Raw genomic sequence first — 24006 nt, 5'->3', positions numbered from 1 at the left:
CCGCGGTGACGACCTCGCTCCCGTCCTGCCGGGCGCCGGGACGCCGCTGTTCACCGGCAGAACGTGACCCCGACCTCGGCCGTGACGCACATGACCCACGACGTCGCCTGACGGCCCCGCAGGGCTCAGGACGAGGCGGAGGGGCTGCCCACGCCCTGTTCCCCGCCGGGGGCCGGGGCCGTCGACCCGGGCCGCGGGAGGGCCGCCCGTACGGCGGGAAGCGTCAGGACCAGGGCCACGGCCGCGAGTTGCCAGACCGCGCCGAAGCCCAGCACCCCCGCGACGCCGAACAGGACGGACACCGGACCGGCCGCCGCGAGGCCCACCGGCCCGAGCGCGAAGGCGCCGAAGGTGCCGTAGGCGCTGACCCGGGCGAGCGCACCGGGGGGCACCTGGGACTGCGTGGCCGTGGCGTAGAGGGTGCCGCACACGGCCGAGCCGACTCCGGCCGCCAGCGCGGCGGCGCAGATCCACGGCAGCGGCAGCCCGGTGGCGAGGGCGGCCGACGGCATGGCCCAGCCCAGGGTGGCGGCCGTGCCCACGGACAGCGGGCGGCGGGGCCGGCGCCCCAGCATCGCCACGCCGCCCGCCACCGCTCCCGCCCCGTAAAGGGCCATGACCAGGCCCCAGGAGCTCGGCCCGCCGAGGTCCCGCTGGGCGACCAGCGGCCCGAGGACGAGGAACGGCGCCCACACGAAGAGGTTGAACAGGCAGACGTGGACCGAGGTGACCCACAGCCAGGTCCGGGAGCGGAACTCCGTCCAGCCCTCGCGCAGCTCCGCGACGAAGGACGAGGCCGGCCCCGCGGCCCGGACGGTCCGCGGCAGCAGGAGCAGGGCGACGACGCTCGCCCCGTAGCTCACGGCGTCCACGGCGAGGACCGCGGAGGAGCCCGCGGCCGCCGTCAGGACGCCCGCGATCGCCGGGCCCGCGATCGAGGCCGCCGATCGGGCCACGCCGAGCAGCGCGTTGCCGTCGGAGAGCGCGTCACCCGGCACGATGCGGGGGACGAGCGCGTCGAGGGCCGGGGTGAACAGGGCCTCGGCCGCGCCCCAGACGACGACCAGCGCGATCAGCGTGGCCATGTGCGGATCACCGCCGAGGAGGGCCAGGGCGAGGCCGGTCTGGGTGAGGCAGCGGGTGACGTCCGCGGCGAGCATCACCTGCCGGCTGCCCCACCGGTCGGTGAGGACGCCGCCGGCGAGCAGGACCAGCACCAGCGGCAGGATCCGCGCCGCGAGGACCAGGCCGAGCTCGGTGCCCCCGCCGCCGGTCTCCAGGACCGCGAAGGCCAGCGCGACCGACGCCATCGACGATCCGAACAGCGAGGTGGTGTAGCCGATGAAGAAGCGCCGGAAGTCGCGTTCGCGCAGGACCGCGGGGCGGAGATCGAATGCCATGGGCGCAGCGTGCAGGGGGCGCGCGACGACACGCCAGGCCCGTGAAAGAAATTATTGAGTCGGGTCGAATCAACTTAGGATGGCTCCGGTTCGCACCACAGAGTGATTTACTGCGGTCGATCTCGGGATCGACAGGGGAGGGGCGTCGCATGACCCAGCCGGTGGAGTACGCCGTTGCTGTCGACCGCTTCCTCGCCGCTTCCGGGCTGGGCGCAGGCTCGCGGCGGGTCTACCGGATCGCGCTGGCCACCTGGGCCTGGGGGCTCGTCGACCGCCCCCTGCCCGTCGGCGGAGGACGCCGCAACGCAGAGCCCCCGGCGGTCCCGCTGGCCCTGCTCGACGCACCGGGCACCGCGGGGCGGCTACGCGAGGCCTTCGCAGCACGGTCCGCGGCCGTCGGTGCCCGCACCGCCAACCGTGAACTGTCGGTCCTCTGCAGCGCCGTGACGTGGTGGAGTGCGCAGGGCTGGCTGTCGGGCGACCCCACGGAGGACCTGCGGGCGCTGCCCGTGCCGAAGGCACGCCGAGCCGGGGCCGGACTCGGCGCCGACCAGGTGCGCGAGGTGCTCGGGCTGTCCGCACCGCTGCGGGAGCAGGCGTTCTGGCATCTGCTCCACGAGACCGGGGCCACCATCGAACGGCTGCTCGCGCTGGACGTCGACGACCTCGACCTGCCGGGCCGCCGCACCCGCGAGCGCACCGGGATGCCGCTGCGCTGGGGGGACGGATCGGCCCGGCTGCTGCCGCTGCTCGCCCTCGGGCGGGTCGACGGGCCGCTGTTCCGCACCGGCCGCGGGCGGCTCTCCTACCGGCGCGCCGCGGAGTTGTTCACCGCCGCCACGCGCCCGCTGGACGTGCGGGGGCGCGGCTGGACGCTCCGGCAACTCCAGGCGGCGGGCCGGCGCTGACCCGTCCGCCGTCCGGCGTCCGGCCTCCGGCGTCAGCCGAGGACCCGCAGGGCGCTCTCGACGGCCGCGGCCATCTGCGTGCGCGCGGAGGAGAGGTAGCGGCGCGGGTCGACGGTGGCGGAGTCGGCCGAAAGGAAGCCGCGCACCGCGCCGGTGAAGGCGATGTTGAGTGCCGTACCGATGTTGATCTTGACCATGCCCGCGGCGACGGCACGGCGCAGTTCGTCGTCGGGGACGCCGGTGGAGCCGTGCAGGACCAGCGGGACGGGCACCGCACCCCGGAGACGGGAGATCAGGTCGTGGTCGAGCCGTGCCGTGCGGGTCGTCATGGCGTGCGAGCTGCCGACGGCGACCGCGAGGGCGTCGATCCCGGTGGCGGCCACGAAGGCGGCGGCCTCGTCGGGGTCGGTGCGGGCCCCCGGGGCGTGCACGCCGTCCTTGCCGCCTATCTCGCCGAGTTCGGCCTCCAGCCACAGACCGTGGTCGTGCGCCCAGTCCGCCGCGGCGCGCGTGGCGGCGACGTTGCGGTCGTGGGGGAGGGCGGACGCGTCGTACATCACGGAGCCGAAGCCGCAGTCCGCGGCACGGCGCAGCAGGGCCTCGTCGGTGACGTGGTCGAGGTGGAGGCCCACGGGGACCGCGGCCGACTCGGCCACCGAGGCGGTCGCGCGGGCGATCGGGGCGAGGGAACCACCGTGGAAACGGACCGCGTTCTCGCTGATCTGGCACACCGCGGGGCGTCCGGCGGCCTCCGCGCCGGCGACGACCGCCTCGGCGTGCTCCAGGGTGATGACGTTGAAGGCGCCGATCCCGCGTCGGTCGGCGTGCGCCGCGCGGACGAGTTCGGCGGTGGGGACCAGCGGCATGACGCGGCGACCTCTCGATGGAATGATGTTGAGTGAACATGATGGTTCGGTCCGGAAAAAGCGCAGAAATGTGCGCTGCCGCGCGTGGGCGCGGCACCGGGCCGGCACACCCACCGACAGGGGGCGAGGAGATGGCGGGACCACAGGCCCGATGGAGCGCGCTGCTGGAGATGCTGACCCGCGACGGGAGCGTCGAGGTCGAGGCCGCAGCGGCCGAACTGGCGGTGTCCGCCGCGACGATCCGGCGCGACCTGGACGAACTGGCCCGGCAGAACATGGTCACCCGCACCCACGGCGGCGCGGTGATCAACGCGATCGCCTATGACCTGCCGCTGCGTTACAAGGCCGCCCGCAACGCCCCGGAGAAGGAGCGCATCGCCCGGGCGGCGGCGGCCCTGGTGAAGCCGGGCACGGTGGTCGGGCTCAACGGCGGCACCACGACCACCGAGGTCGCCCGCGCCCTCGCCGCGCGCGCCGACCTCGCCGACAGCGGCACCGAGACCGCTCTGACCGTCGTCACCAACGCGCTGAACATCGCCGGTGAACTGGCCGTCCGGCGGCACGTGAAGCTGGTGGTGACCGGCGGTGTCGCCCGGCCGGCCTCGTACGAGCTGATCGGGCCGCTGGCCGCGGAACTCCTTGCGCAGCTCACCCTCGACCTGGTCTTCCTCGGCGTGGACGCCATCGACGTCACCCATGGCGCGGCGGCCCGGCACGAGGGCGAGGCGAGCATCAACCGTGCGCTCGCCCGGCGCGCCGAGCGGGTCGTGGTCGTCGCCGACGCCTCCAAGCTGGGCAAGCGTGCCTTCGCGCGGATCTGCCCGGTGGAGGAGGTCGACGTCCTGGTGACGGACGGGACCGCTCCGCCCGCGCTCACCGAGCCCTTCGCGGCGGCCGGCGTGGAGGTCGTCCGCGCCTGACCTGGCCTGCCGTCGCACCGGCCGTCTCCCCCTTCCGCCGTCCTGCCACCGCATGAAGCAGCATGCAATTTTCTGCAGGAAAATTGCTAGAGTCGAGCAACTTCACACATGATGCTCGACCGGGCGTGCTCGGTGTCAAGGGCCGCCGGACAGGGACGGAGTCCATCGATGAGCGAGAGCAGGACCGAGACCGAGATACGGACCCAGCCGGAGTGCTGGCGCCGCGCCGTCGCGCTCGCGGACGACGCGGAGACGGCGGCGTGGCGCGCTGCGATGCCCCGGGCCGGTGAACGGGTGGCGGTGGTGGGCTGCGGCACCTCGTGGTTCGTGGCGCACGCCTATGCCGTGCTCCGCGAGACCGCGGGGCAGGGTGAGACGGACGCTTTCGCCGCTTCGGAGATGCCGGCCGGCCGGGCGTACGACCGGGTCGTCGCCCTCACCCGGTCCGGCACGACGACCGAGGTGCTGGAGGTGCTGACCCGGCTGCGCGGCACCACCCCCACGGTGGCGGTCACCGCCGATCCCGCCACCCCGGTCATGGAACTGGCCGACGCGGCGGTGGTGCTGGACTTCGCCGACGAGACCTCGGTCGTCCAGACGCGCTTCGCCACCACCGAACTCGTCCTGCTGCGCGCCCTGCTGGGGGAGGACCTGACCGGACTGCCCGCCCAGGCGGAGGCGGCGCTCGCCGCGCCGCTGCCCGACGGGCTGCTGGAGACCGAGCAGTTCACCTTCCTCGGCCGCGGCTGGGCCTACGGCATCGCGCAGGAGGCGGCGCTCAAGATGCGGGAGGCGGCCGGCGCCTGGACGGAGGCGTACCCGGTCATGGAGTACCGGCACGGCCCGATCAGCGTCACCGGGCCCGGCCGGGTGGCCTGGTGGTTCGGCGACCCCGCGGACCTCCCGGCGGGGCTGGCGGGGGAGATCGCCCGCACCGGCGGACGCCTGGTGGCCCCGGGGCGCGACCCGCTGGCCGATCTGGTCGTCGTCCAGCGGCTGGCCGCCGCGCTCGGTGCGGCACGCGGCCTCGACCCGGACGCGCCCCGCCACCTGACGCGCTCGGTGGTGCTGGCGGACGGCCGGGGCTGACGGCCGGGCCGACCGACGACCCCCGCCGCCGTCCGGCGTGACACGAATGCCGTCCCCGCCCCGAGGAGGGGCGGGGACGGCATTCGTGTGTGGTTTTTCATGTGCGGTTTGTCAGGACTTGTACCACTTCTGGTTCTTCGTCCCGTAGCACGTCCACAGTTGGAGCGGGGTGCCGGCGGCCGTGCCCTTGTCGACCACGTCGACGCACTTGTTCTTGTTCGTCAGGTCGTTCGACGTGTTGAGCCTGAACTGCTGGGCCCAGCCGCCGTTGCAGCGGGCCAGTTGGATGACCGCACCGTCCGTGAACGAGGCGGCGGCCAGGTCCATGCACATGCCGAAGGCGCGTATGGTCCCGTCGGAGCGGAAGTCCCACTTCTGCCAGGCGCCGCCGTCGCAGTCCTGGATCTGCAGCCGGGCGCCGTCGCGGCCGGTGCTGTTCTTCGCGCCGCTGACCGCGATGCAGCGGCCGCTCTGCGAACTGCGGATCCGCACGCCGGGCACGGTGGCGGGCTGCTGCGCCTTGCTGGGCGTGGGCTGGCCGGCCGACGAACCCGATGTGGAGCCCGACGAACCGCCGGAACCGCTGGAGGCCGAACCGCCGCCGGTGGCCGAACCGCCGCTGCTTCCGCTTCCGGTGCTTCCGCCGCCTCCGGTGCTGCCGGGTTCACCGCCCACTGCCGGAAGGCCGCCGCCGGTGCTGCCGGTCCCGCCCGCCGCGCCGCCGCCGTTCGTGCCTCCCTGGGACCCGGAGGCCGGCGGGACGTTGCCGCCCCCGGCGGGGGAGCCCTTGGTTCCGTTCGTGCCGGGCGACGCCGGCAGGATGCCGCTCTGCGAAGCGCTGGGCTCGACGGCCGCCACCGGGTCGCCCTTGCCGCCCCCGTCGGGCAGCACGTCAATTCGCGCCATCAAGGGCACGACCAGTACCGCGCAGCCGATGACGGCCGACGTGGTCGCCAGTACGCTCCACGCCCGCCTGTCCGGCAGCAGCCGCCGGTGCGGCAGCGAGGGGCGTCGGGCGAAGGTGTCCGCGAAACGGGGCGTGGCCCCGTCGAGAACCTCGGGGTCCCGTGGATCGGGATGGGGAGGCACGTGGTCTCCTGTCGGCTCGGGAATCTGCGCGGAAGCGTAGGGCGCGCGTCCGCCCTTCGATTTCGGCAAGGTGAACAATAGTTTAAGATTTCACCAAGTGTGACAGTGAATGATCGAATATGCGCCAACACTGTGGTCAGAGCATCTCGTTCAGCAGCTTAATCTTTACGCCATGTGTGTGAACGAGTCCGACTGTCGTGAGGGCGAGGCGGACATCCTCGCGGACCACGACACCGGCGGCGCCGACGAACACAGTGCTGTCGCCAGCCTGATCATCGCCGAGCGGGACAGTCTCCGGAGGTTCGTCACCGGCCTTATGGGCCGCGACGTGCATGCCGCGGAGGACGTGCTGCAGGAGACCCTGCTGCGTGCCCTGCAGCGCGCCGGGCGGTTGGACGTGCACGAGCGTCCGGTCCGCATGTGGCTCTTCCGGGTCGCCCGCAACCTCGTCGTCGACCACCGCCGTCGCGACCGCTCCGTGCCCGTCGGCATCACCGCCGCGGACTTCGCGGGCACCGCGCTCGACCACGCCGGCGACCACGCCGGTCTCGTCGAGGACCGTTCCGTGCTCCTGGCCGCGCTGAGCGCCCTGCCGCCCGCGCACCGCGAGGCCGTGGTCCGGGTGCACGTGATGGACCAGACCGGGGCCGACGCCGCCGCCGAGATGGGCGTACCGCGGGGCACGGTCAAGTCCCGGACCCACCACGGAGTGCGGGCCCTGAGGGCCGAACTCGCCCGCCGCGGCGTGGACGGAGTGGCCGCGTGAACGTCCCCGCCGGCTGGACCCGGCTCATCGCGCTCATCGGTCTGCTGATCCTCCTCGTCGTGGTGGCGCACTGGCTCGTCCGCCGCAAGGGGGGCTGGGGCGCACTGCGCCGCCGCGTCGTGCGCGAACTGACGACGGCCGCACGCGCCTTCGCCACGCCCGTCCGCACGCAGCTGCGGCACCGCAGCGGCCTGCGTGTGCTCGCGCGTCTGCTGCGTGACGACGCCGGGTGGACGGACGCCGCGACCGCGCTGCGCCGCGCCGCCGCCGAACGGCCCGGCGCCCGGCCGTACGCGACGCTGCTGGGCACCGACGTCGTCGGCGTGTACGTCGCCCACGGCCACGGTGAGGGCGCGCTGCCCGAACCCTGGGCCCGTGACGCGGCCGAGCCGCGCCTGTGGTGGATCGGCCGCGCCGACCTCGGCACCGCGCCGGAGACCGGGCACGGCGGCGAGGCCCCCGTGCTCGTCTGCCTCGGCAGGGCCGGTACGGACGCGGTGCTCCTCGACCTGACGGCCGTTCCCCCGGCGGTCTCCGTCACCGGCGAGCGGCGCACCGCCCGCGCGGTCCTGCAGGCCCTCGCGGCCCAGCTCGACGCCCGCCTCCCGGCCGGTCGCGTCGTGGTCGGCGCCGGGGTGCACCCCCGGCACGACGGCCCCACCGACGTCTTCGAGCGGCTCGACGCCGGCTACGCCGTGAGCGCCGAGGCACCGGAGCGCAACCGGCCGGCCCGCGTGCGCCTGCTCACCCTGGGCGTGGCCCACCACAGCACCCTGATCCTGGAAGCGGACCGGGACGGCCACCTGCGCCTGCACGGCGGCCCGCCCGCCCTCACCGTCGACGCGCTGCCCCTGGCCCGCGCCGTCGCCCGGCTGGTACGCACCCTGCCGCCCGTCCCCGGGGACGACGGTGGCTCCGGTCCGAACCCGCCGAAGGTGCTCGGCACCGTGTCAGCCGACGACGACCTCGTCGAGACCGGACTCCCGCCCACCGCCATGGCCGTCTCCGCGACCGCCCCTCGCCCCGAGCCCGCCCCGGCCGCCCCCCGCCCCCAGACCGCCCCCGCCGCCACCGAACACGGCGACGAGGACGGCGACCTCGCCGAGCCGACCGCATTCGGACCGGCGGGCGTCTCCGCCGCCACCGCACGCTCCTCGTCCTCGTGACGCCCGAACTGGGAAGACCGTGAACCTCACCATCACCACCGTCGACGGCGCGGACGGTGCGCGCCGCGACCACCTCGTAGGGCTGCCACCGCGCACCACCGTCGCGGACCTCTCGGAGGCCGTGGACGGGGCGCGAAGCCGCGACCTCTACCTCGACGGCCGCCGGCTCGACCCCGACGCGCCCGTCGATGCGGCGGGACTGCGCGAAGGCGGCGTCCTGGGCCTGGGTGCCCCCGGCAAGGACCCCGACCGGGTACGCGTCGGCGCCGGGACCGACGCCGGACCGGTGCTCGCCGAGGTCCACGTGGTCTCCGGACCGCAGGCCGGGCGCACCTGGCGGCTCGGGTTCGGCAGCCACGAGGTCGGCTCCGGACCGCTCTGCGCGATCCGTCTCGAGGGCGACGGCGTCCCCGAGGGCGGCCTGTGGGTGACGGTCGGCGCCGAGGGCTCCGCCCACTGGCACCGCACCAGCACCGCGCCCGGTGACGAGGTGCGCGGCCGGGTTGCCGCGCCCCCGCCGGACGACGCGGTCACCGCCCTGCGCCGCACCCGTCCGCACAAGGTCACCACCGAGCGCACCGCCGCCCAGGGTCAGCCGGTGCCGTGGCCGCCCGGCGAGGACCTGACCGTCGGCTCCGTCCTGCTGAGGATGAGCGCGCCGGTCGAGGCGGACGCCGCCGTCACCGAGTCCGCGGACGGCTTCGGCATCGACTACAACCGCCCGCCGCGCATCGCCCCGCACCTGGACGGCGAGCGGGTGCGGCTGCCCTCGCCGCCCTCGGCCCCCGCCAAGCGGCCCTTCCCCGCGGCCATGATGATCGCCCCGGTGATCATGGGCTTCTTCATGGTCGCCATCTTCAAGTCGTACTACTTCCTCGCCTTCATCCTGCTCGGCCCGATGATGATGGTCTCCAACTGGGTCACCGGCCGGCGCACCGCCCGCAAGGAGTACGAGGAGGCGGACCGGCAGTACAACCGGCGCCGGATCGTGGTCGAGGACGGCGTCCGCGAGGCCGTCGCCCGCGAGCGCCGGGTACGCCATGTCACCGGCCCCGACCCCGCCGCCGTCGCCCTGATGGCCACCGGGCCGGGCAGTCGGCTCTGGGAGCGGCGCCGCCACGACCCCGACCACCTCGTGCTGCGGCTGGGCACCGCCGACCAGCCCTCGCTGCGCGAACTCGAGGACCCCGCCCGGGACGAGAACCACCGCACCATCCGCTGGAACATCCCCGACGCCCCTATCGGCATGGACCTCAGTGGCCACGGCGTGGTGGGCGTGGCCGGCCCCGCCGCCGAGGTGCAGCCGCTCGCCCGCTGGATGGCCGTGCAGGCGGCGGTGCTGCACACTCCCCGCGACCTGCGGATCGTGCTGCTCACCGATTCCAGCCGCGCCGGCGACTGGGCCTGGGTGCGCTGGCTCCCGCACGTGCGGCCCGCCGCGCCAGGCGGCCCGCTCGTCCTGATCGGCAACGACCCCGAGTCGACCGCGGCCCGCGTGTCGGAACTGGTCGCGCAGATCCAGGTGCGCAAGCGGGCCACGCGCTCCGACCGCAACGCCGCCCCCGTCGGCCCCGACGTCCTGGTGATCGCCGACGGTGCCCGGCGGCTGCGCGACGTGCCCGGCATGGTCCAGGTCCTCACCGAGGGCCCGGCCGTACGCGTATTCAGCCTGTGCCTCGACGACCAGGAGCGGCTGCTGCCCGAGGAGAGCACCGGTGTGGTGCTCGCCGAGGCCGGCCGGCTCACCGTCAAGCGCCCCGGCACGCCCGACGTCCCGGGGGTCCGCGCCGACCACGTCACGCCCGAGTGGTGCGAGCAGGTCGCCCGCGCCGTGGCGCCGGTCCGCGACGTCAGCCCCGAGCACGACGCGGGGCTCCCACAGCGGGTGAAGCTGCTGGACCTGCTGAACCAGGAACCGCCCAGCGCCGAGAAGATCCTGGCGGGCTGGCGCTCCCGGCCCTCCGCCACCTCCTTCGTGCTCGGCAGCGGCTTCGAGGGCCCGTTCTCCCTCGACCTCGTGCAGGACGGCCCGCACGGACTGGTCGCCGGCACCACCGGCTCCGGAAAGTCCGAGCTGCTGCAGACCTTCGTCGCCTCCCTCGCCGCCGCCAACCGGCCCGACGAGCTGACCTTCGTCCTCGTCGACTACAAGGGCGGCAGCGCCTTCAAGGAGTGCGCGCAGTTGCCGCACACCCTCGGCATGGTCACCGACCTCGACGCGCACCTCGTCGAACGCGCCCTGGAGTCGCTGGGCGCCGAGCTGATGCGGCGAGAGCACGTCCTCGCTGCCGCCAACGCCAAGGACCTCCCCGAGTACCAGGCCAAGCGCGCCGCCGACCCCACGCTCGCGCCGCTTCCGCGGCTCCTGCTGGTGATCGACGAGTTCGCCACACTGGTGCGCGAGGTCCCCGACTTCGTGCCCGGACTCATCAGCATCGCCCAGCGCGGACGGTCGCTCGGCATCCACCTGGTCCTGGCCACCCAGCGTCCCGCCGGTGTGGTGACCGCGGACATCCGCGCCAACACCAACCTCCGGATCGCGCTGCGCGTCACCGACCAGTCCGAGAGCCAGGACGTCATCGACGTCAACGACGCCGTCGACATCTCCGCCACCACCCCCGGCCGTGCCCTGGTGCGGCGCGGGCCGAAGTCCGCCGAGCCGTTCCAGACGGCCTGGGTTGGCGCCGAGCGGCCGCGGCCAAAGAGCGAGGCGGAGACCGAGGCCGAGAGCGGCGCGCGCAAGCCCGTCGTGGCGTCGGAGCTGTCCTGGGACGCACTCGGGCGGGCCGCGGCCCCGCCGGCGTCCGAGGTCGTCCTCACCCAGAGCGCCCAGGCGCCCGCCCCCACCGACCTCCAGGTCCTGGTGGAGGAGATCCGCACGGCCGTGGACCAGCTGGAGGACTACACCCCGCAGCCCAGCCCCTGGCTGCCCGCGCTGGAGCGCCGGGTCCTGCTCGACGACCTCGACGCGATGAATCCCGTCCGCGAGGGACGCCTGCTGATCCCCTACGCCCTGGAGGACGTGCCGCAGCTGCAGCGGCGCCACGTGGCCGCCGCCGACCTCAGCAGCTTCGGCCACCTGTACGTCATCGGTGCGCCCCGCTCCGGCCGCACCCAGGTGCTGCGCACCCTGGCCGGTTCCGCCGCCCGCCACCAGAGCACCGCCGACGTGCACTTCTACGGCATCGACGCGGCCGGCGGCGGCCTGGCCGCACTCACCACGCTCCCGCACTGCGGCGCCGTCGTCCCCCGCCACGACACCGAGCGGCTGGAACGGCTGCTGCGCCGCCTCAACCAGGAACTCGTCAGCCGCCAGGAGCTGGCGCAGCGGCACAGCGCCACGGGTATCGACGAGCTCCGGAAGGTGCTTCCGAAGGCCGAACGCCCGGCGCACATCCTGCTGCTGGTCGACGGCTGGGACGCCCTGTCGGCCATGCTCGACGAGCACGAGTACAGCCACATGTACCAGGACATGGTCCGCCTGGTCCGCGAGGGCGCAGGTGCGGGCATCCACTTCATCGGCACCTCCGAACGCTCCCTGCTCAGCGGCCGCATGGCGGCGCACAACGACCACCGGTTGCTCCTGCGGCCCGGCGACCGCTCCGACGTTCAGGCCGTCGGCATGAAGCCCGGCAAACTGCCGGCGGAGATCCCGCCGGGCCGCGGCTGGCACGTCCTGACCGGTACCGAGACCCAGGTCGCGCTGCTCGCCCCTGGCGGCGGCACCGAGCAGGTCGAGGCGCTGCGCAAGATCGGGGCCGCAGCGCTCAAGCGCGACGCGCGGTTGCCGCAGGAGCGGCGCCCCTTCACGGTGGCCTCGCTGCCGCGGTCGGCGGAGTTCGCCGACGTCTACGACAAGGTGCCCGCGGGGCAGCGGCGGCCTCTGTGGGGCCTGCTTGGCATCGGCGGCGACGGGGGAGAGCCGGTCGGCGTCGACCTCGCGGGCGCGTCCGCGGTGTTCGGCGTCATCGGCCCCACGGGGTCCGGGCGCAGCAACACGCTGGCCTCGTTGGCGGTCTCGCTGCTCGCCGGCGGTACCTCACTGGTCGTCCTCACCCCGCGCGAGTCCCCGCTGCGCGGACTCAGCCGGCACACCACGGTCCGCGTCATCACCGACACCGAACCGACCGAGGAGGCGGTGCGCTCCGCGCTCGCCGCGCTGCCCGGCCCGCGGGTGGTGATGGTCGACGACGCCGACCTGCTGGCGATGTCCGGCGCGGACAAACTCCTCAAGGAGATCACGGTGTCCGGCCGCGACCAGGGCCTCGGCCTCGTCTACGCCGCGACCGCCGACGGTGTCCAGGGCGGCATGAGCGGCTGGATGTCCAGCGCCCGCAAGGCCCGCCGCGGCCTGCTGCTGGGGCCGAAGAGCACCACCGAGGGAGACCTGATCGGCGTACGGCTGCCGCACGCCGTCACCCGGGTGGCACCCCATGCGGGCCGCGGCTGGACCGCGGGACCGGGCAACGAGGTGATGGCGCTCCAGGTGCCGCTGACCTCGCTCCGCACGGAGTGACCCCCGTGCCGTGGCCCGCACCGGAGTGCGGGTCACGGCACGGGCCCCGGAGACCGCGAAGGGCCGGGCGGGAGACGACTCCCGCCCGGCCCTTCGCGCGCGTCCCCTACTTCTTGTTGAAGTTGTTCGCGACCTGGGTGTCGAAGTCCTCGGCGCCCTTGGCGATCGAGGTGAACGCCTCACCGAAGTTCTCCAGGCCGTGGATGGCCTGGGTGAGACTGCCGGTGAACTGCTCGTAGGCGTCACGGATGGCGGGGCTGGCCTGGGGCAGCACCAGCTCGTCGTTGAGCATGCTCTCGACCTGGCCCTTCAGGCTCCCGAGCCGGGTCATCCACTCCTGGCAAGTGGCCGCGTGAGTCGCCGCCCGCTGGCGGACGTCCTCGGGAACGATGTGAATCGCGGGCATTGCATCGCCTTTCTCTTCTGATGACTGCCTGGGGGGTGGTGTCCCCGATCAGGCGATCTTCGGGTTGGTGCCGCCATGGGTACCCGGGTTCTGCGGATGGGTGTCCGGGTTGTTGGGGTTCTTCGGGTCGTGCGGATCCTCGCCCGGCTTGTTGCCGCCGGACCACGTCCACTCCGGCGTCTTGCCGTCGGAGCCCTTCGGGCCGCGGGTGTACTCGGTGTGGCTGCCGTCGCTGCCGGTGACGGTCATGGAGCCGCTGCCGTCGCCGTTGATGTTGGCCACCGTGTGCGCGGTGCTGCCGTCGGGATAGGTGGTCTCCGTCGTGTAGCTCGGGCCGTTGTAGGTGGTGGTGGATGTGTACGTGTTGCCGTCGTACTTGACGGTGGTCACTTCCTTGGTGACGTTGCCGTCCTTGTCGACCTCCACGTGCGAGTCGATCGAACCACCGTTGGGTGTGTCGACGTGGAAGTCGGGGGGCGTGTCACCGGGGTTCGTGGCGGAGCAGAAGTCCGGCAGTTCGCCGGGCCCCTCGCACTCCTTGAGGTGGTTCTGCTTGTAGTCCCACAGGTCCTTCTTCTGCCGCCAGTTCTGAACGTGCAGATTGGCGCTCATCACACCGATCTCGGCGCCCAGCTCGGAGTCGAACTCGCGGAACGCCTCGCCCACGCCGCCGAACGCGGAGGCCAGCTCCTTCAGGCCCTTGTCCGCGCGTTTCATGGTGCTGCTGGCGTTGGTGTGGAAGAGCGACATCGCACTGGCGACGCCCTCGTGCCCGAGGATCGCCTCCGCCTCACCGCTGCCCGAGCCGAGGCGGCCGAAGACGCCCTTGTTGATGAGCGGGTCGATCTCGCCCGCCAGGGCTTCCAGGTCGCGCTTCGCCGCGTTGAGGACGTCGTAGTCGATTTTGATCTCGGGCACAGGGGACCTCCGGACGGTCCTTGGAGAATCCGGTCACCACGACCACGCACCACGCCCCCCGCCGGTTCACCGCCGCGCACGGGTTTGACCCACGTCACATGAACCACGCGCGTGCCCCGCGCGTGGTCCACGTGGAGAGCTCCGCCGTGCTCCTCTGCGCCGAACCGGGAGGAATCCCTGACATGCCTCGCCCGAGCGACTGGAACGTTCTCGGCCTCCACGGGGACCCGACCCCCGGAGACCCGGTCCAGATCCGTCTGCTGGTCGACGACCTGGTCAAGATCGGTACGCAGGCGAGGTCCATCGCGCAGGCCATCGACCAGGTGATGAACACGGCGGACAGCAGTGTGTTCGCTGGGAAGACCGCCGACGCGCTGCGGGGCAAGGTCGACGACAGGCTGCGCAACCACATCAACGACGTGGCCGACTCCTTCTGGGAGGTCTCCCAGAACCTCGGCGCCTGGGCGAACCACATCGAGGACGCCCAGCGGAGGGCGGACGGCGCCCTGTCGGCCGCACGCGGCCTGCCGGAGGACGACCCGCAACTGGAGGCCCTTCGGCAGACCGCCCAGAGCGCGGGCACGGAGCTCGACGAGGTGGGCAACACCATCGCGAACGCGGTCAACAACGCCTCCGACATCCGGCTGCCGATCTCGGACTGCCAGGTCTTCTGGGAGATGTTCCAGATCCTGGCGATCATCCTCATCGTCCCGGCGCTGATCTTCGGCGGGCCGGTCGCCCTGCTCGCGCTCGGCGTCAACATGACGTTGTTCGTGAAGGCGGCCATCGACTTCGCCCGCGGCGACATCGGTTTCCTCGACCTGTTCCTCGCCGGGCTCGGCATCATCGCCCCCACCACGAAGGCGCTGCCGATCTTCGCCATCGGCGGTCTCCTCAAGTCCGGCTTCAAGGCCGCCCTCCAGTGGGGACGCAACGGCTTCATGTCCATAAAGGACATGGTCAGCGGGTTCCGGTTCGCCACCGTCTTCACCGGTCTGAGGGACGTCGCGCGGATCAGCCTGACCTGGGTGCGCCAGGGCGGACTGTGGGTCATGCAGAACTTCCACAACGTGCCTGCGCTCGGCGGCTCGGTGTTCGTCAAGGGCGGACTCGTCGTCGTGCAGGGCGTCCGCTCCATCCCCGTGGTGGTGCGCGGCTGGGGGTCGGCCATACGGGCCGGCGCCCCCGGGGCGTGGCAGAACTTCCGGCTCTTCGCACAGGAGACCTGGAGCAGCCAGATGGGCGGCGCCAAGTGGACGCGCCTGATCCTCCCGGTGACGCACACCGACATCGCGGAGTACGGGCTGAAGGGCGCCCTGCGCATGGGCTTCTGGGACCGCGGCGTCATGGGCCGCGGCGTGTGGGACCTGCCAGTCGGCGGCACGGTCGCGCACTCCGTGAGTGCCGTGCCGATGGGTCCGCACGGTGCGACCCCGCACCTGGACCTGGGGCACGCCAACATCAACATGGCCCGCATGGACCTGGCGGACGTGCGCTTCGGCAACTTCGCCGACACCCACACCTCCGTCCGCCCGTCCTCCTTCTCCGTGGCGCCCGTCGGCACCGTCGACCTGACAGGGCTGCGGGTCGGCACGGTCAACCCCGTCTCAGTGCACGGGGCGAACGCCGTGTTCGACAACTCGACCGCGGGATTCCGGGCAGTGCGGCACATGGACGACGTGGTCGACATCGCCGGTACGCAGATGAGCCGGATGAGGATCGACGCCCTCGACGGGGCGCCCGGCCAGATGAGCGGGGGACTCGGGGTGAGCTCGATGGCCCCGGGTGGCCATGTGACGCACTCCTCCGGTCTGTATGTGCCCGGCTCCGCCGGCGCCCCGGCCGTGCACGAAGGCGTGGACGTCGCCGCCCTCGTCGCCAAGGGCAACGGAGGGAACCTGCTCGCGCAGGGTCCGGCCGGCGTCCTGACCGCACCGCCCGGCGGGACCGGCGCGGTGCACACCGCTTTCACCGGTGTGCCCGCGCCCGCTCCGGGCGGCACGGCCCTGCACGACCTGCTCGCCGCCCCCGGCGCCCCGGGTGCGGGAACCGGTGCCGCGCACACCGCGCTGACCGGCGTCCAGGCGCCGCCGAGCGGTGCCGGGGTCCACGACCTCCTGGGGGCTCCGGGTGGAACGCCCGGGGCCCACGGCCCGCTCACCGGGGTCCCCGGGCACCAGAGCGGCACCGGTGCCGCCGGAGGCTCGGCGTTCGACCTGCTGTCGGGCGGCGCCAAGGGGACGCCGAACAACCCGGTGCCCACCCACATCGGGTCCGACCTCGGGGACAACGTCGCCGGTGCCGCCCGCGCCAACCAGGCCCATCTGAGCCTGGACGAGATCGTGCGGCCCGCCGGCAGCGGACGCCCCGGCTCCGTGGTCACCGACACCACGCCCGGTTCCGCCGCCCACGGCGCACCCGCCTCCGGCGTGCCCAAGGGCGGCGTGCACGGCACACCGCCCAAGGACGCGGCCCGCTCCGCGCTCGACCTCCTCGACGACGGCCGGGGCGTCCGTCCCGTCGACGGCCCGGCCTTCGCCGGCGCGCCCGGGACCGGGGCCGGGAAGACCGTGGACGTCGACGCGGGCCACGCGTTCGCCGGCGCACCCGCGCGGAACACCGACGACGCGGTCGTCACCCCGGCCCCGCACGACAAGGTGGCCGTCACCGGCGACGGGCACGTGGCGGTGCCGCTGCGTCAGGACCCCGCCCCGGTGCCGCCCGCGACGTCGGGCGGCGGGCGCGTGCACTCGCACCAGGCGGAACTGTTCCACGAGGTCAACCTGAAGCTGGGCAAGATGGGCGCGGACGCGGTGACGGTGGAGACCGTGACCGCCGCCCGCCAGGTGCTGGAGGACCTGCGCGGCGCCGCCTTCACCAAGGTCGACGTCCGGGCGCAGGCGGACCAGTTGGCCGTGCACCTCGCGGGCCCGGAACGCGGGAAACTCCCCGGCGGCGTCAGGGACACGGACTTCGCCGACGACGCGCCCGTCACCCCGGGGCCGGGCGGGCACCACGCACCCCCCGTCCCGCCGAGGCCGGAGAGCGGCCTGCTCGACGGGCTCGACGACCTGGTCCTGGACGACACCGGCGCACCGATGCGCTCGCACTTCGACATGGACGACGACTCGCTGCCCGGTTCCCCGGTCGGCGAGCACGGCACCGAGGACCTGGACGGCTTCTCGGAGTTCGTGGACCTGATCCGCCCGCTGCGGCAGCACGTGGAACGGGCCTTCGACAACCCCGCGGCGGACATCGAGGTGGCCCTCGTGGCGAGCCCCGGAGGCCGGACCTGGCGCGAGTTCTCCGACGACGTGGGCCACGCCATGGTGGCCGTGATGCTGCCGGGCGAGCGCAAGCCGCTCACGATCGGCTTCTACCCCGAGGACGGAAACCTCTTCGGCAACCCGGGTGCCATCGTCAACGACGCCGAATACCTCGTCTCCGGGCACGTCCGTGTACTGGGCACCTACCGGATCACGGCGGCGCAGCTGTTCGACGGGTACCGGTACGCGATGGCCAACTCCGGCGCCGTGTACGACCTTTTCCGCTACAACTGCGTGAGGTTCGCCGAGGGCTTCGTCTCCGCCGCGCTCGGGAAGTCCGTGGCGGACCTGTGGGTGGCGGCCCCGTACCGGCTCGTCGACACGATGCTGCGCCGCGACGGCGCCTGGCACTGGGCGGACGGCACGTCGCCCGTGGCCAAGCTGACCGCCGACGACACGATCCGGTACCAGGACGCCTTCGGCGAGGTGGAGGACTGGCGGCTCCACGACCAGGGCCGGTTCCAGGCCGCCACCGACCAGGCGAAGACCTTCGTGCTCTTCGACCACCAGCGCCCCCTGATCGACGGCAATCTCGCGACGGCTCCGCAGAAGGAACGTCTCCTGATCCTCGACCAGTTCGAGAAGATGATCACCCACACCATCCTCACCTCGGGTGACGACGCCGGACGCCAGCTGTCGCGTCAGCTCGGCGAGACCTACGGCACGCTCCGTCCGGGGCTGTCCGATCTGCCGGGACCGTCGGTGACGGCGCCCGCCGCCGGCGACTCGCTCTCGGGGATCGGGAGGGGCTCCGTGGACAGCGTCCCGGAACCGGCCCCGAGTCCCGGCACGTCGGCCGCGGGGGACTCCACCGGACACCTGCCGCCGTCCTCCGTGCAGTACCCGTCCGACGTGCAGCACATGTTCGACGAGATCGACGACATGCTCGACGACATGGGCGTGTTCCGCCACTCGGTGGACGACCTGCCGGCCGGTTCGCCGCCGGTCGTCCACGGGGCCGGCGGGGACGACGTCGTACGGTTCATGGACGACACGCGGCCGGTGCGGCAGCACCTGGAGCACGCGATCGCCGACCCCGCCGCCGACATCCGGCTGGTCCTGGGGACCGACGGCTCGACGGGCGCCCGTTCGCTGACGGTCTGGCTGCCGGGGCGGGACGCGCCGGTGCCCCTGGGCCCGGGTGCGCCGGGCGAGTTCGGTGCCGTCCGCGGCACCGTCGACGGGGCCCCGGGGGGTGGGACGCACGTCCTGGAGGAACACCGGATCACGGCGGCGCAGCTGGAGAACGCCTACCTGTACGCGGCGCGGAACCTGCCGCTGTGGCACACCGACGCGGGCCGGTTCACCGACGGTTTCATGGACGCCGTGCTCGACGCGCGGCCCGCGGCGCCCGAGGGTTCGGTGGGCGCGGCGGTCCACGACGTCCCGGACACGCCCCCCGCGGTGGGGGACAAGGGGAAGGGCAAGTCGCCCACCGGCACCGGCACCCTGGACTCCACCGGCACCGGGTCGCACCACGACGGCCTGCGCGGGGACCTCGGGGACGACCTGTCGGACATCGACGCGTCGGCGGCCATCACCGACGCCCGCCGGGAGCTGATCAACGCCCGGATGATCCGCGACGACCTGCAGACACGCTACGTCGAAGGCTTCGGCACCTCGGCCGAGGCCGACGGCTTCCGCTACCTCGAGTCGTGGCAGCAAGTCAGGCAGGCCGACGCCGCGCTGGCCAAGGCGGAGGCCCACTGGTCCGACGTGACCGGCGGCGCGCCGTTCCCCGAGGTGCAGGCGTACCGCGGGTACGGGCTCGGCGGCGCGGCTCCACACCTGCCCGAGGGGCTGCGGTCGCTGTTCCGCGGCAGGGGCCGGGCCGATGTCGTTCCGCCCGCCCCCGAAGGCGTCGTGCAGTCCGTGGACCACGTCCCTTCCGCGACGCACGTCGTCACCCCGCTGGAAGGCGGGAAGACCAGCCACGCACTGGTGCCCAGCGGCCAGGACCTGACGGTGGCCCGCTGGATCAGCGAGCCGGAGTCCGCCAAGGGATGGACCGGGGGCAACGGCAGGGAGGCGTACGAGGGCGACCTCACGGCGCACCAGGACATCCTGGCCAAGGGGCTGGCGGGCGCGGAGCACGACGACGCGCTGAAGTCGGTGCTGGTGCAGCAGCAGAAGTCGTTCGAGGAGAACGTGCAGCTGTTCCACGCCCTCGAAGGCCGCCCGGAGCTGGCGAACCTGCGGATGCCGCAGCTCTCCGCGATCGTCATGGCCGAGCGGCGGGCTCTGCGCACGCTGACGGCGGACACGGACCTGCTGACGCAGAAGTTGAACAGCGGCGACTGGAAGTGGGCGGAGGGCTACCCGCTCGACGGGGCGCAGGCCCACGAGCTCATCGCCAAGGTCCACCGGCACCTCCAGGAGGACCTCTCGCTCACGGTCAACCTCAAGCTCGGCGACATCACGCCGGCCGGAGGGACGCTCCTGGACGCACTGACCTCGGACACCCAGCTGCTCCGCAACGCGTGGGAGGCCAACAACGCCAACGCGGGGTACTACGTCACCCGCGGCAAGACGGAGGAGGCTCTCGGCCTGCCGGCGTCCGTGAAGCGGACGACCGAGGCGTCCGGGATCTACCCGGGCGCGCAGGGACGGCCGTTCGCCCCGACCGCCGACGACCTCGTGGACCTGCCCAACTACGCGGCCCTCACGTCCAAGTACCGGCCGGGCGGCGTGAAGATGTACGGGCGGGCGGTCTTCCACCTGAATCCCGACGTGATGCAGCGCGCCACGTTCACACCGGCGGACAGCTTCATCGAGGGACTGGAGGGCGCCCGGAGCGTCACCGGCCGCGGCAACATGCTGCCGCTGCTCAACCACGGTCCCGAACCCCTGGTCCGGCTGGCCTTCGCCGAGGCGACCGGCTTCCAGTACGACAGCGCGTTCCGCGGATTCCGGGACGCCGGAACGCTGGAGCGCAACCTCGGCAGGTACTTCGAGGCCCAGATCCACGGCGGCGTGAAGTGGGACGACCTCAACCGCGTCGTGCTCGTGGACGACGGGTTCGACCCGGCGCTGCAGGCACAGAAGCTGCAACTCGAGCAGTTCGCCCAGGACAAGGGGCTCTCTTTCACTGTCGAGATCCACAACGCGCGACCGGGCGCGGGCCGCGCCCCCGGCGTGCACCCGGCGCCGCCCGGGACCGGCGGAGCCCACTCGGGTGGCCCCGGCCCGTCGTCCTCCGGTGCCGGCGGGGGTCACCTCCCGGGTCCGGGCCCGTCGCCGTCACACGCACCGGCACCGGCTTCCGCACCCGGCGAGGGCGCGGCCGGAGGGGCCGTCGACGGCGTGCACGCGAGCTACGACGACCTCGTCTTCACCGCCTCGCTCCTCGACCGCGACGGTGTGCCCCGGGACGGCCTCTTCACGGGTACGGCCGCGCGCGTCGAGGGCTCCGGCGACGCCTCGTTCGTCTCCCCGGCGGCACCGTCCGCCTCGGGGGGCACCACGAAGCTGACCGAGGACGGGATTCTGGACGTCGTCATCGGCACGGGTGGGCGCAACGGCGGCGAGGAACGCCGCACGCTCGGCGGTTTCGAGTTCGGCGCGGGCACCCGCAACAACAACGGCAAGAATCTCGTTTCACGGCCGATCGTGGTCACGGTCAAGGACGGAGAAACGGAAGCGCAGGTGGCCGTCCACCTGAACGTGATGCTCAGCTCGGGCAACGAGGCCGACGTGACGCTGGCGGGGAAGAAGGTCGCGAACACGACGGAAGTCACGATCACGGGGAGCAAGTTCCACCTCACCGCGCGGCCGCACACCGACCAGGGCGTGATCGACCTGCACGGAGCCTCCAGCGACACCGCGTCGAAGTCCATCCACGTGGGGCCGAGCAACGCCCTCTCGTCCGGCTGGAACAGCAGGCCGGGCAACACCAGGAACCTCGCGCAGGCTCTCGGCGTCTCGGAACAGAAGCTCATCGAGGCACTCGACAACCGGTTCCCGCCGAGCGGACTCGTCGAGACGGTCCACCGGTTCCAGGACGACGTGGAGCGCGCCGTCGTCCACGGCTCCGGCGCGGAGGACGTGCGGGTTCACTTCCAGGGCGACAAGTCGTTCCCCGTCCGGGGTGACTCCGGGGGTGTGTCGGCGCCTGCCGTTACCGGCCTGTCGGGCGGGGCGGGTGACGTCCTGCACGGTGCGGGTTCTGGCGCCGGCCGGGTGGATCTGAGGCTGGTCGCGGGCTGGGATGCGGCGCGTGGTGCGGCGGCGCCGAATACGGTGAAGCACTCGTGGGTCGATCCGGTGTCGACGCCGCGGGGTGGTGGTGCGCATGCTCCTCGGTATGAGGTGCGTGCGGGCTATGACGTGCGCAGGTTCGAGCTCGGCGGGCGTCCGGTCACGGATCTGACGGTGAAGGTGCGTCTGGCCGGTGACGGGCTTTCACCGAACCAGGTGGACGCGCTGTGGGACCGTGCGGTGTCGGGTGTGGAGCGGGTGTTCAACCGTCCCGGTGAGGTGTTGCGCGACCGCAGCGTTCTGCACGTCACGTTGGAGCGGGTCACGGGCAACGCCTCTGACGCCCACCTGAACGTGAACGTGGGTGGCGCGCGGGGTGCGATGAACCAGCATCAGTGGCGGATCGACGCCACGGAGCAGGATCTCGCGCACGAGCTGGGCCACCAGTTGGGTCTGCGGGACGAGTACCGGGACACCACGGCCGGGCACCGCCCGGAGGTCGACGGCAGCCTGATGGGCAACTACCACAACGCCGCCCCGGAGGGTCTGTCCCAGGGCGGGCTGCGCCCCCGGTACCTCGACCTCATCCATGCCCAGGTCGCCGGCCACGACCACGTGCACGTGCCGCACGTGGCTGTCGACGCGGTCGACGGCATCGCCCCCCACGCACCGAAGAAGGCCAAGCCGAATCCCTCGCAGCCGGCGGCCGTCCCGCCCACCTTCACGCGGCAGACGGACGCCACGCGATTCACCGAGGGCTACCAGAAGATCGCCGGTCACTACGAGTTGAAGCCCCTCGCCCAGTACGACGGCATGGCCAAGGGCTCGCTCCAGGCCGGTGACGGCACCCGCTTCGTCGCCACGGTCATCGCGACCGCGGACACCGATCTGCTGCAGCTGGCGAAGACGTACGGCAAGGCGTTCGGCAAGGAGTCCCTCGGCGAGCGGCTGGGCCTGGTCATCGGTGTCAACGGCCGCGCCGGCACGGAGACCGCGATCGCCGACTCGGTGCGCAAGTTCGCCCAGGCATGGGAGAAGGAGGGCGACTTCGCGGTTTCCGTCACCGGTTACACCTGGCACCAGCCCGATCCCAAGCTCGTCGCGGCCGGCGCCCAGAAGGAGATCCCCTATGGCGCGTTGCGTGAGGCGGTGATCCGGGACGACCTCACCCGTGGCATGCTCGACAAGGTCAGGCTCAACGCCGGGGGAGAGGTGTACCTGCACGTCGGTGACGCCGACGTGAAGAGCCTGGTCGTCGGAGGGAAGCCGCTCTTCGAGCGTGCCGCCGCGAAGATCGAATCCCTGAGTGCCGAGAACGGGCTCGCTCCCGAGATGGTGAGCGGCGGTTACACCCTCCCCGAGGGTGCCGCGAAGAACGCCGCGGACCTCGACCTGGCCGTGCGCGACGCGATGGCGAAGACCGATGCGCGGACGATCTACTTCCCCGAGCCCAACACCTTCATCCGTGTCGACCCGGACAACTCCCTCGGTCTCGAGAAGGACATCAGGTTCGGCGAGATCTCCGGGGACACCATCAGTTACGAGGCCAGGGAGGGGGAACGTCTCCTCGACAGCCTCGTCAAGAACCGCCGCCACCTGTGGCAGGGGCGGGAGAACCAGGCCGTCGTGTTCGACTCGGGTCTCGCCCTCATCACGGACGGGGACCGGATCGCCAAGGAAGTGGGGAACGACCCGCGGTCGATCCTCAACGGGCTGACCCAGAGCCACGCGAACTCCAAGACCTGGACCGAGCAGATCGAGCACTACCTCAAGCTGCACCACCCGGACGTGCTCGTGAAGGACGCGAACGCCGGGAAGAGCCTGGCGGCCATCGCCTTCCACGAGATCCAGGCGGACGGCACCACCACCCTCGCGAAGCTGGAGGTCAAGGAACTCGGTACTGCCCGGAAGGCGGAGTGGAAGGCGCTGATCAAGGCCACCGGGGACGACAAGGTCACGTTCAAGCAGCTGATCGACATGGCCGTCGACACCCGTAACGCCGTGGTCGACGGCATCAACAAGAACCTGCCGCAGGCCGTCTCGGCGGCGGCGCCGGCTGCCTCCGGCTCCGCGCGGCTGACGGGGGACGGCGTCCTGGACGCCATCGTCGGCAGGGGCGGCGGGAGGCTGGGGGACGAGCGTCGCACGCTTGGTGGCTTCGAGTTCGGCGTGAAGACCCGTAACAACGGGGGTAACAACCTCATCTCGCGGCCGATCGTCATCACCGTTCACGATGGTGGGACGCGGGCGGAGGTGGCCGTCCACCTGAACGTGGTTCTGACTTCGAGTCATGAGACGCGGGTGGCGGGCGGGTCGTCGGTCACGATCAATGGGAGCGACTTCCACCTGACCGCCCGTTCGAGGGCGGCCCAGGATCTGATCGACGCCCACGGGCCGTCCATTCTGACGGCGGACCACTCCATTCACGTGGGGCCGGGC

11 protein-coding genes and 1 pseudogene are annotated in these 24006 nt (G+C 72.7%); 7 read left to right on the top strand and 5 right to left on the bottom strand.

The annotated features are described in order from the left end of the window. Positions 1–125: 125 nt before the first annotated feature. Positions 126–1400 (bottom strand): MFS transporter, encoded by a 1275-nt coding sequence (locus tag PV350_RS08525; RefSeq protein ID WP_500333279.1) that lies wholly within the window; start codon positions 1398–1400, stop codon positions 126–128. 149 nt (positions 1401–1549) lie between these two features. Here PV350_RS08525 and PV350_RS08520 point away from each other — a divergent pair, with 149 nt between their 5' ends. Beyond that, positions 1550–2308 (top strand): hypothetical protein, encoded by a 759-nt coding sequence (locus PV350_RS08520; protein WP_500333278.1) that lies wholly within the window; start codon positions 1550–1552, stop codon positions 2306–2308. A gap of 32 nt (positions 2309–2340) precedes the next feature. On the opposite strand, the gene PV350_RS08515 is transcribed toward PV350_RS08520, so the two are convergent. After that, a complete protein-coding gene (locus PV350_RS08515; protein WP_499509420.1) occupies positions 2341–3174 on the bottom strand; it encodes a class II fructose-bisphosphate aldolase in 834 nt (277 codons plus the stop codon). Positions 3175–3305: 131 nt separating this feature from the next. Here PV350_RS08515 and PV350_RS08510 point away from each other — a divergent pair, with 131 nt between their 5' ends. Together PV350_RS08510 and PV350_RS08505 are read left to right on the top strand one after the other, a co-directional pair. Next, positions 3306–4094, top strand: coding sequence for a DeoR family transcriptional regulator (locus tag PV350_RS08510; protein ID WP_500333277.1), 789 nt, complete (start codon positions 3306–3308; stop codon positions 4092–4094). A gap of 168 nt (positions 4095–4262) precedes the next feature. Then, positions 4263–5183: an SIS domain-containing protein gene (locus tag PV350_RS08505; protein WP_500333276.1), complete on the top strand. Its 921-nt coding sequence runs from the start codon at positions 4263–4265 to the stop codon at positions 5181–5183. Positions 5184–5294: 111 nt separating this feature from the next. On the opposite strand, the gene PV350_RS08500 is transcribed toward PV350_RS08505, so the two are convergent. Continuing rightward, a complete protein-coding gene (locus tag PV350_RS08500; RefSeq protein ID WP_500333275.1) occupies positions 5295–6272 on the bottom strand; it encodes a ricin-type beta-trefoil lectin domain protein in 978 nt (325 codons plus the stop codon). 172 nt (positions 6273–6444) lie between these two features. On the opposite strand from PV350_RS08500, the gene PV350_RS08495 reads away from it, so the two are divergent. The 3 genes from PV350_RS08495 to PV350_RS08485 are packed head-to-tail and all read left to right on the top strand — an operon-like array spanning position 6445 to position 12720. Beyond that, entirely contained in the window at positions 6445–7038 is a 594-nt protein-coding gene (locus PV350_RS08495; protein ID WP_499509416.1) for a sigma-70 family RNA polymerase sigma factor, read from the top strand. Beyond that, positions 7035–8204 (top strand): hypothetical protein, encoded by a 1170-nt coding sequence (locus tag PV350_RS08490; RefSeq protein WP_500333274.1) that lies wholly within the window; start codon positions 7035–7037, stop codon positions 8202–8204. The genes PV350_RS08495 and PV350_RS08490 overlap by 4 nt, the downstream gene beginning before the upstream one ends. 19 nt (positions 8205–8223) lie before the next feature. Further along, complete coding sequence (locus PV350_RS08485) at positions 8224–12720, top strand: FtsK/SpoIIIE domain-containing protein (protein ID WP_500333273.1); 4497 nt, start codon at positions 8224–8226, stop codon at positions 12718–12720. 106 nt (positions 12721–12826) lie between these two features. Here PV350_RS08485 and PV350_RS08480 read toward each other — a convergent pair whose 3' ends face one another. Beyond that, positions 12827–13051, bottom strand: a complete 225-nt coding sequence (locus PV350_RS08480; RefSeq protein WP_018562799.1) for a hypothetical protein — start codon at positions 13049–13051, stop codon at positions 12827–12829. A 123-nt stretch (positions 13052–13174) separates the two neighbouring features. Beyond that, positions 13175–14044 carry a hypothetical protein gene (locus PV350_RS08475; RefSeq protein ID WP_499509413.1) on the bottom strand — a complete coding sequence of 290 codons (870 nt, stop codon included), beginning with the start codon at positions 14042–14044 and terminating at the stop codon, positions 13175–13177. A gap of 182 nt (positions 14045–14226) precedes the next feature. Here PV350_RS08475 and PV350_RS08470 point away from each other — a divergent pair. Further along, positions 14227–24006 (top strand): annotated as a pseudogene (locus PV350_RS08470) (hypothetical protein); the annotation flags it as partial.

The organism is Streptomyces sp. PA03-6a (assembly GCF_033792765.1).
Taxonomy (GTDB): domain Bacteria; phylum Actinomycetota; class Actinomycetes; order Streptomycetales; family Streptomycetaceae; genus Actinacidiphila.
This window is presented reverse-complemented; position numbering and strand designations above follow the sequence as displayed.

Coding starts and splice junctions, on each gene's coding strand:
- PV350_RS08505 (WP_500333276.1), top strand. CDS start 4,263: ATGAGCGAGAGCAGGACCGAGACCGAGATACGGACCCAGCCGGAGTGC.
- PV350_RS08525 (WP_500333279.1), bottom strand. CDS start 1,400: ATGGCATTCGATCTCCGCCCCGCGGTCCTGCGCGAACGCGACTTCCGG.
- PV350_RS08510 (WP_500333277.1), top strand. CDS start 3,306: ATGGCGGGACCACAGGCCCGATGGAGCGCGCTGCTGGAGATGCTGACC.
- PV350_RS08515 (WP_499509420.1), bottom strand. CDS start 3,174: ATGCCGCTGGTCCCCACCGCCGAACTCGTCCGCGCGGCGCACGCCGAC.
- PV350_RS08480 (WP_018562799.1), bottom strand. CDS start 13,051: ATGACCCGGCTCGGGAGCCTGAAGGGCCAGGTCGAGAGCATGCTCAAC.
- PV350_RS08495 (WP_499509416.1), top strand. CDS start 6,445: ATGTGTGTGAACGAGTCCGACTGTCGTGAGGGCGAGGCGGACATCCTC.
- PV350_RS08520 (WP_500333278.1), top strand. CDS start 1,550: ATGACCCAGCCGGTGGAGTACGCCGTTGCTGTCGACCGCTTCCTCGCC.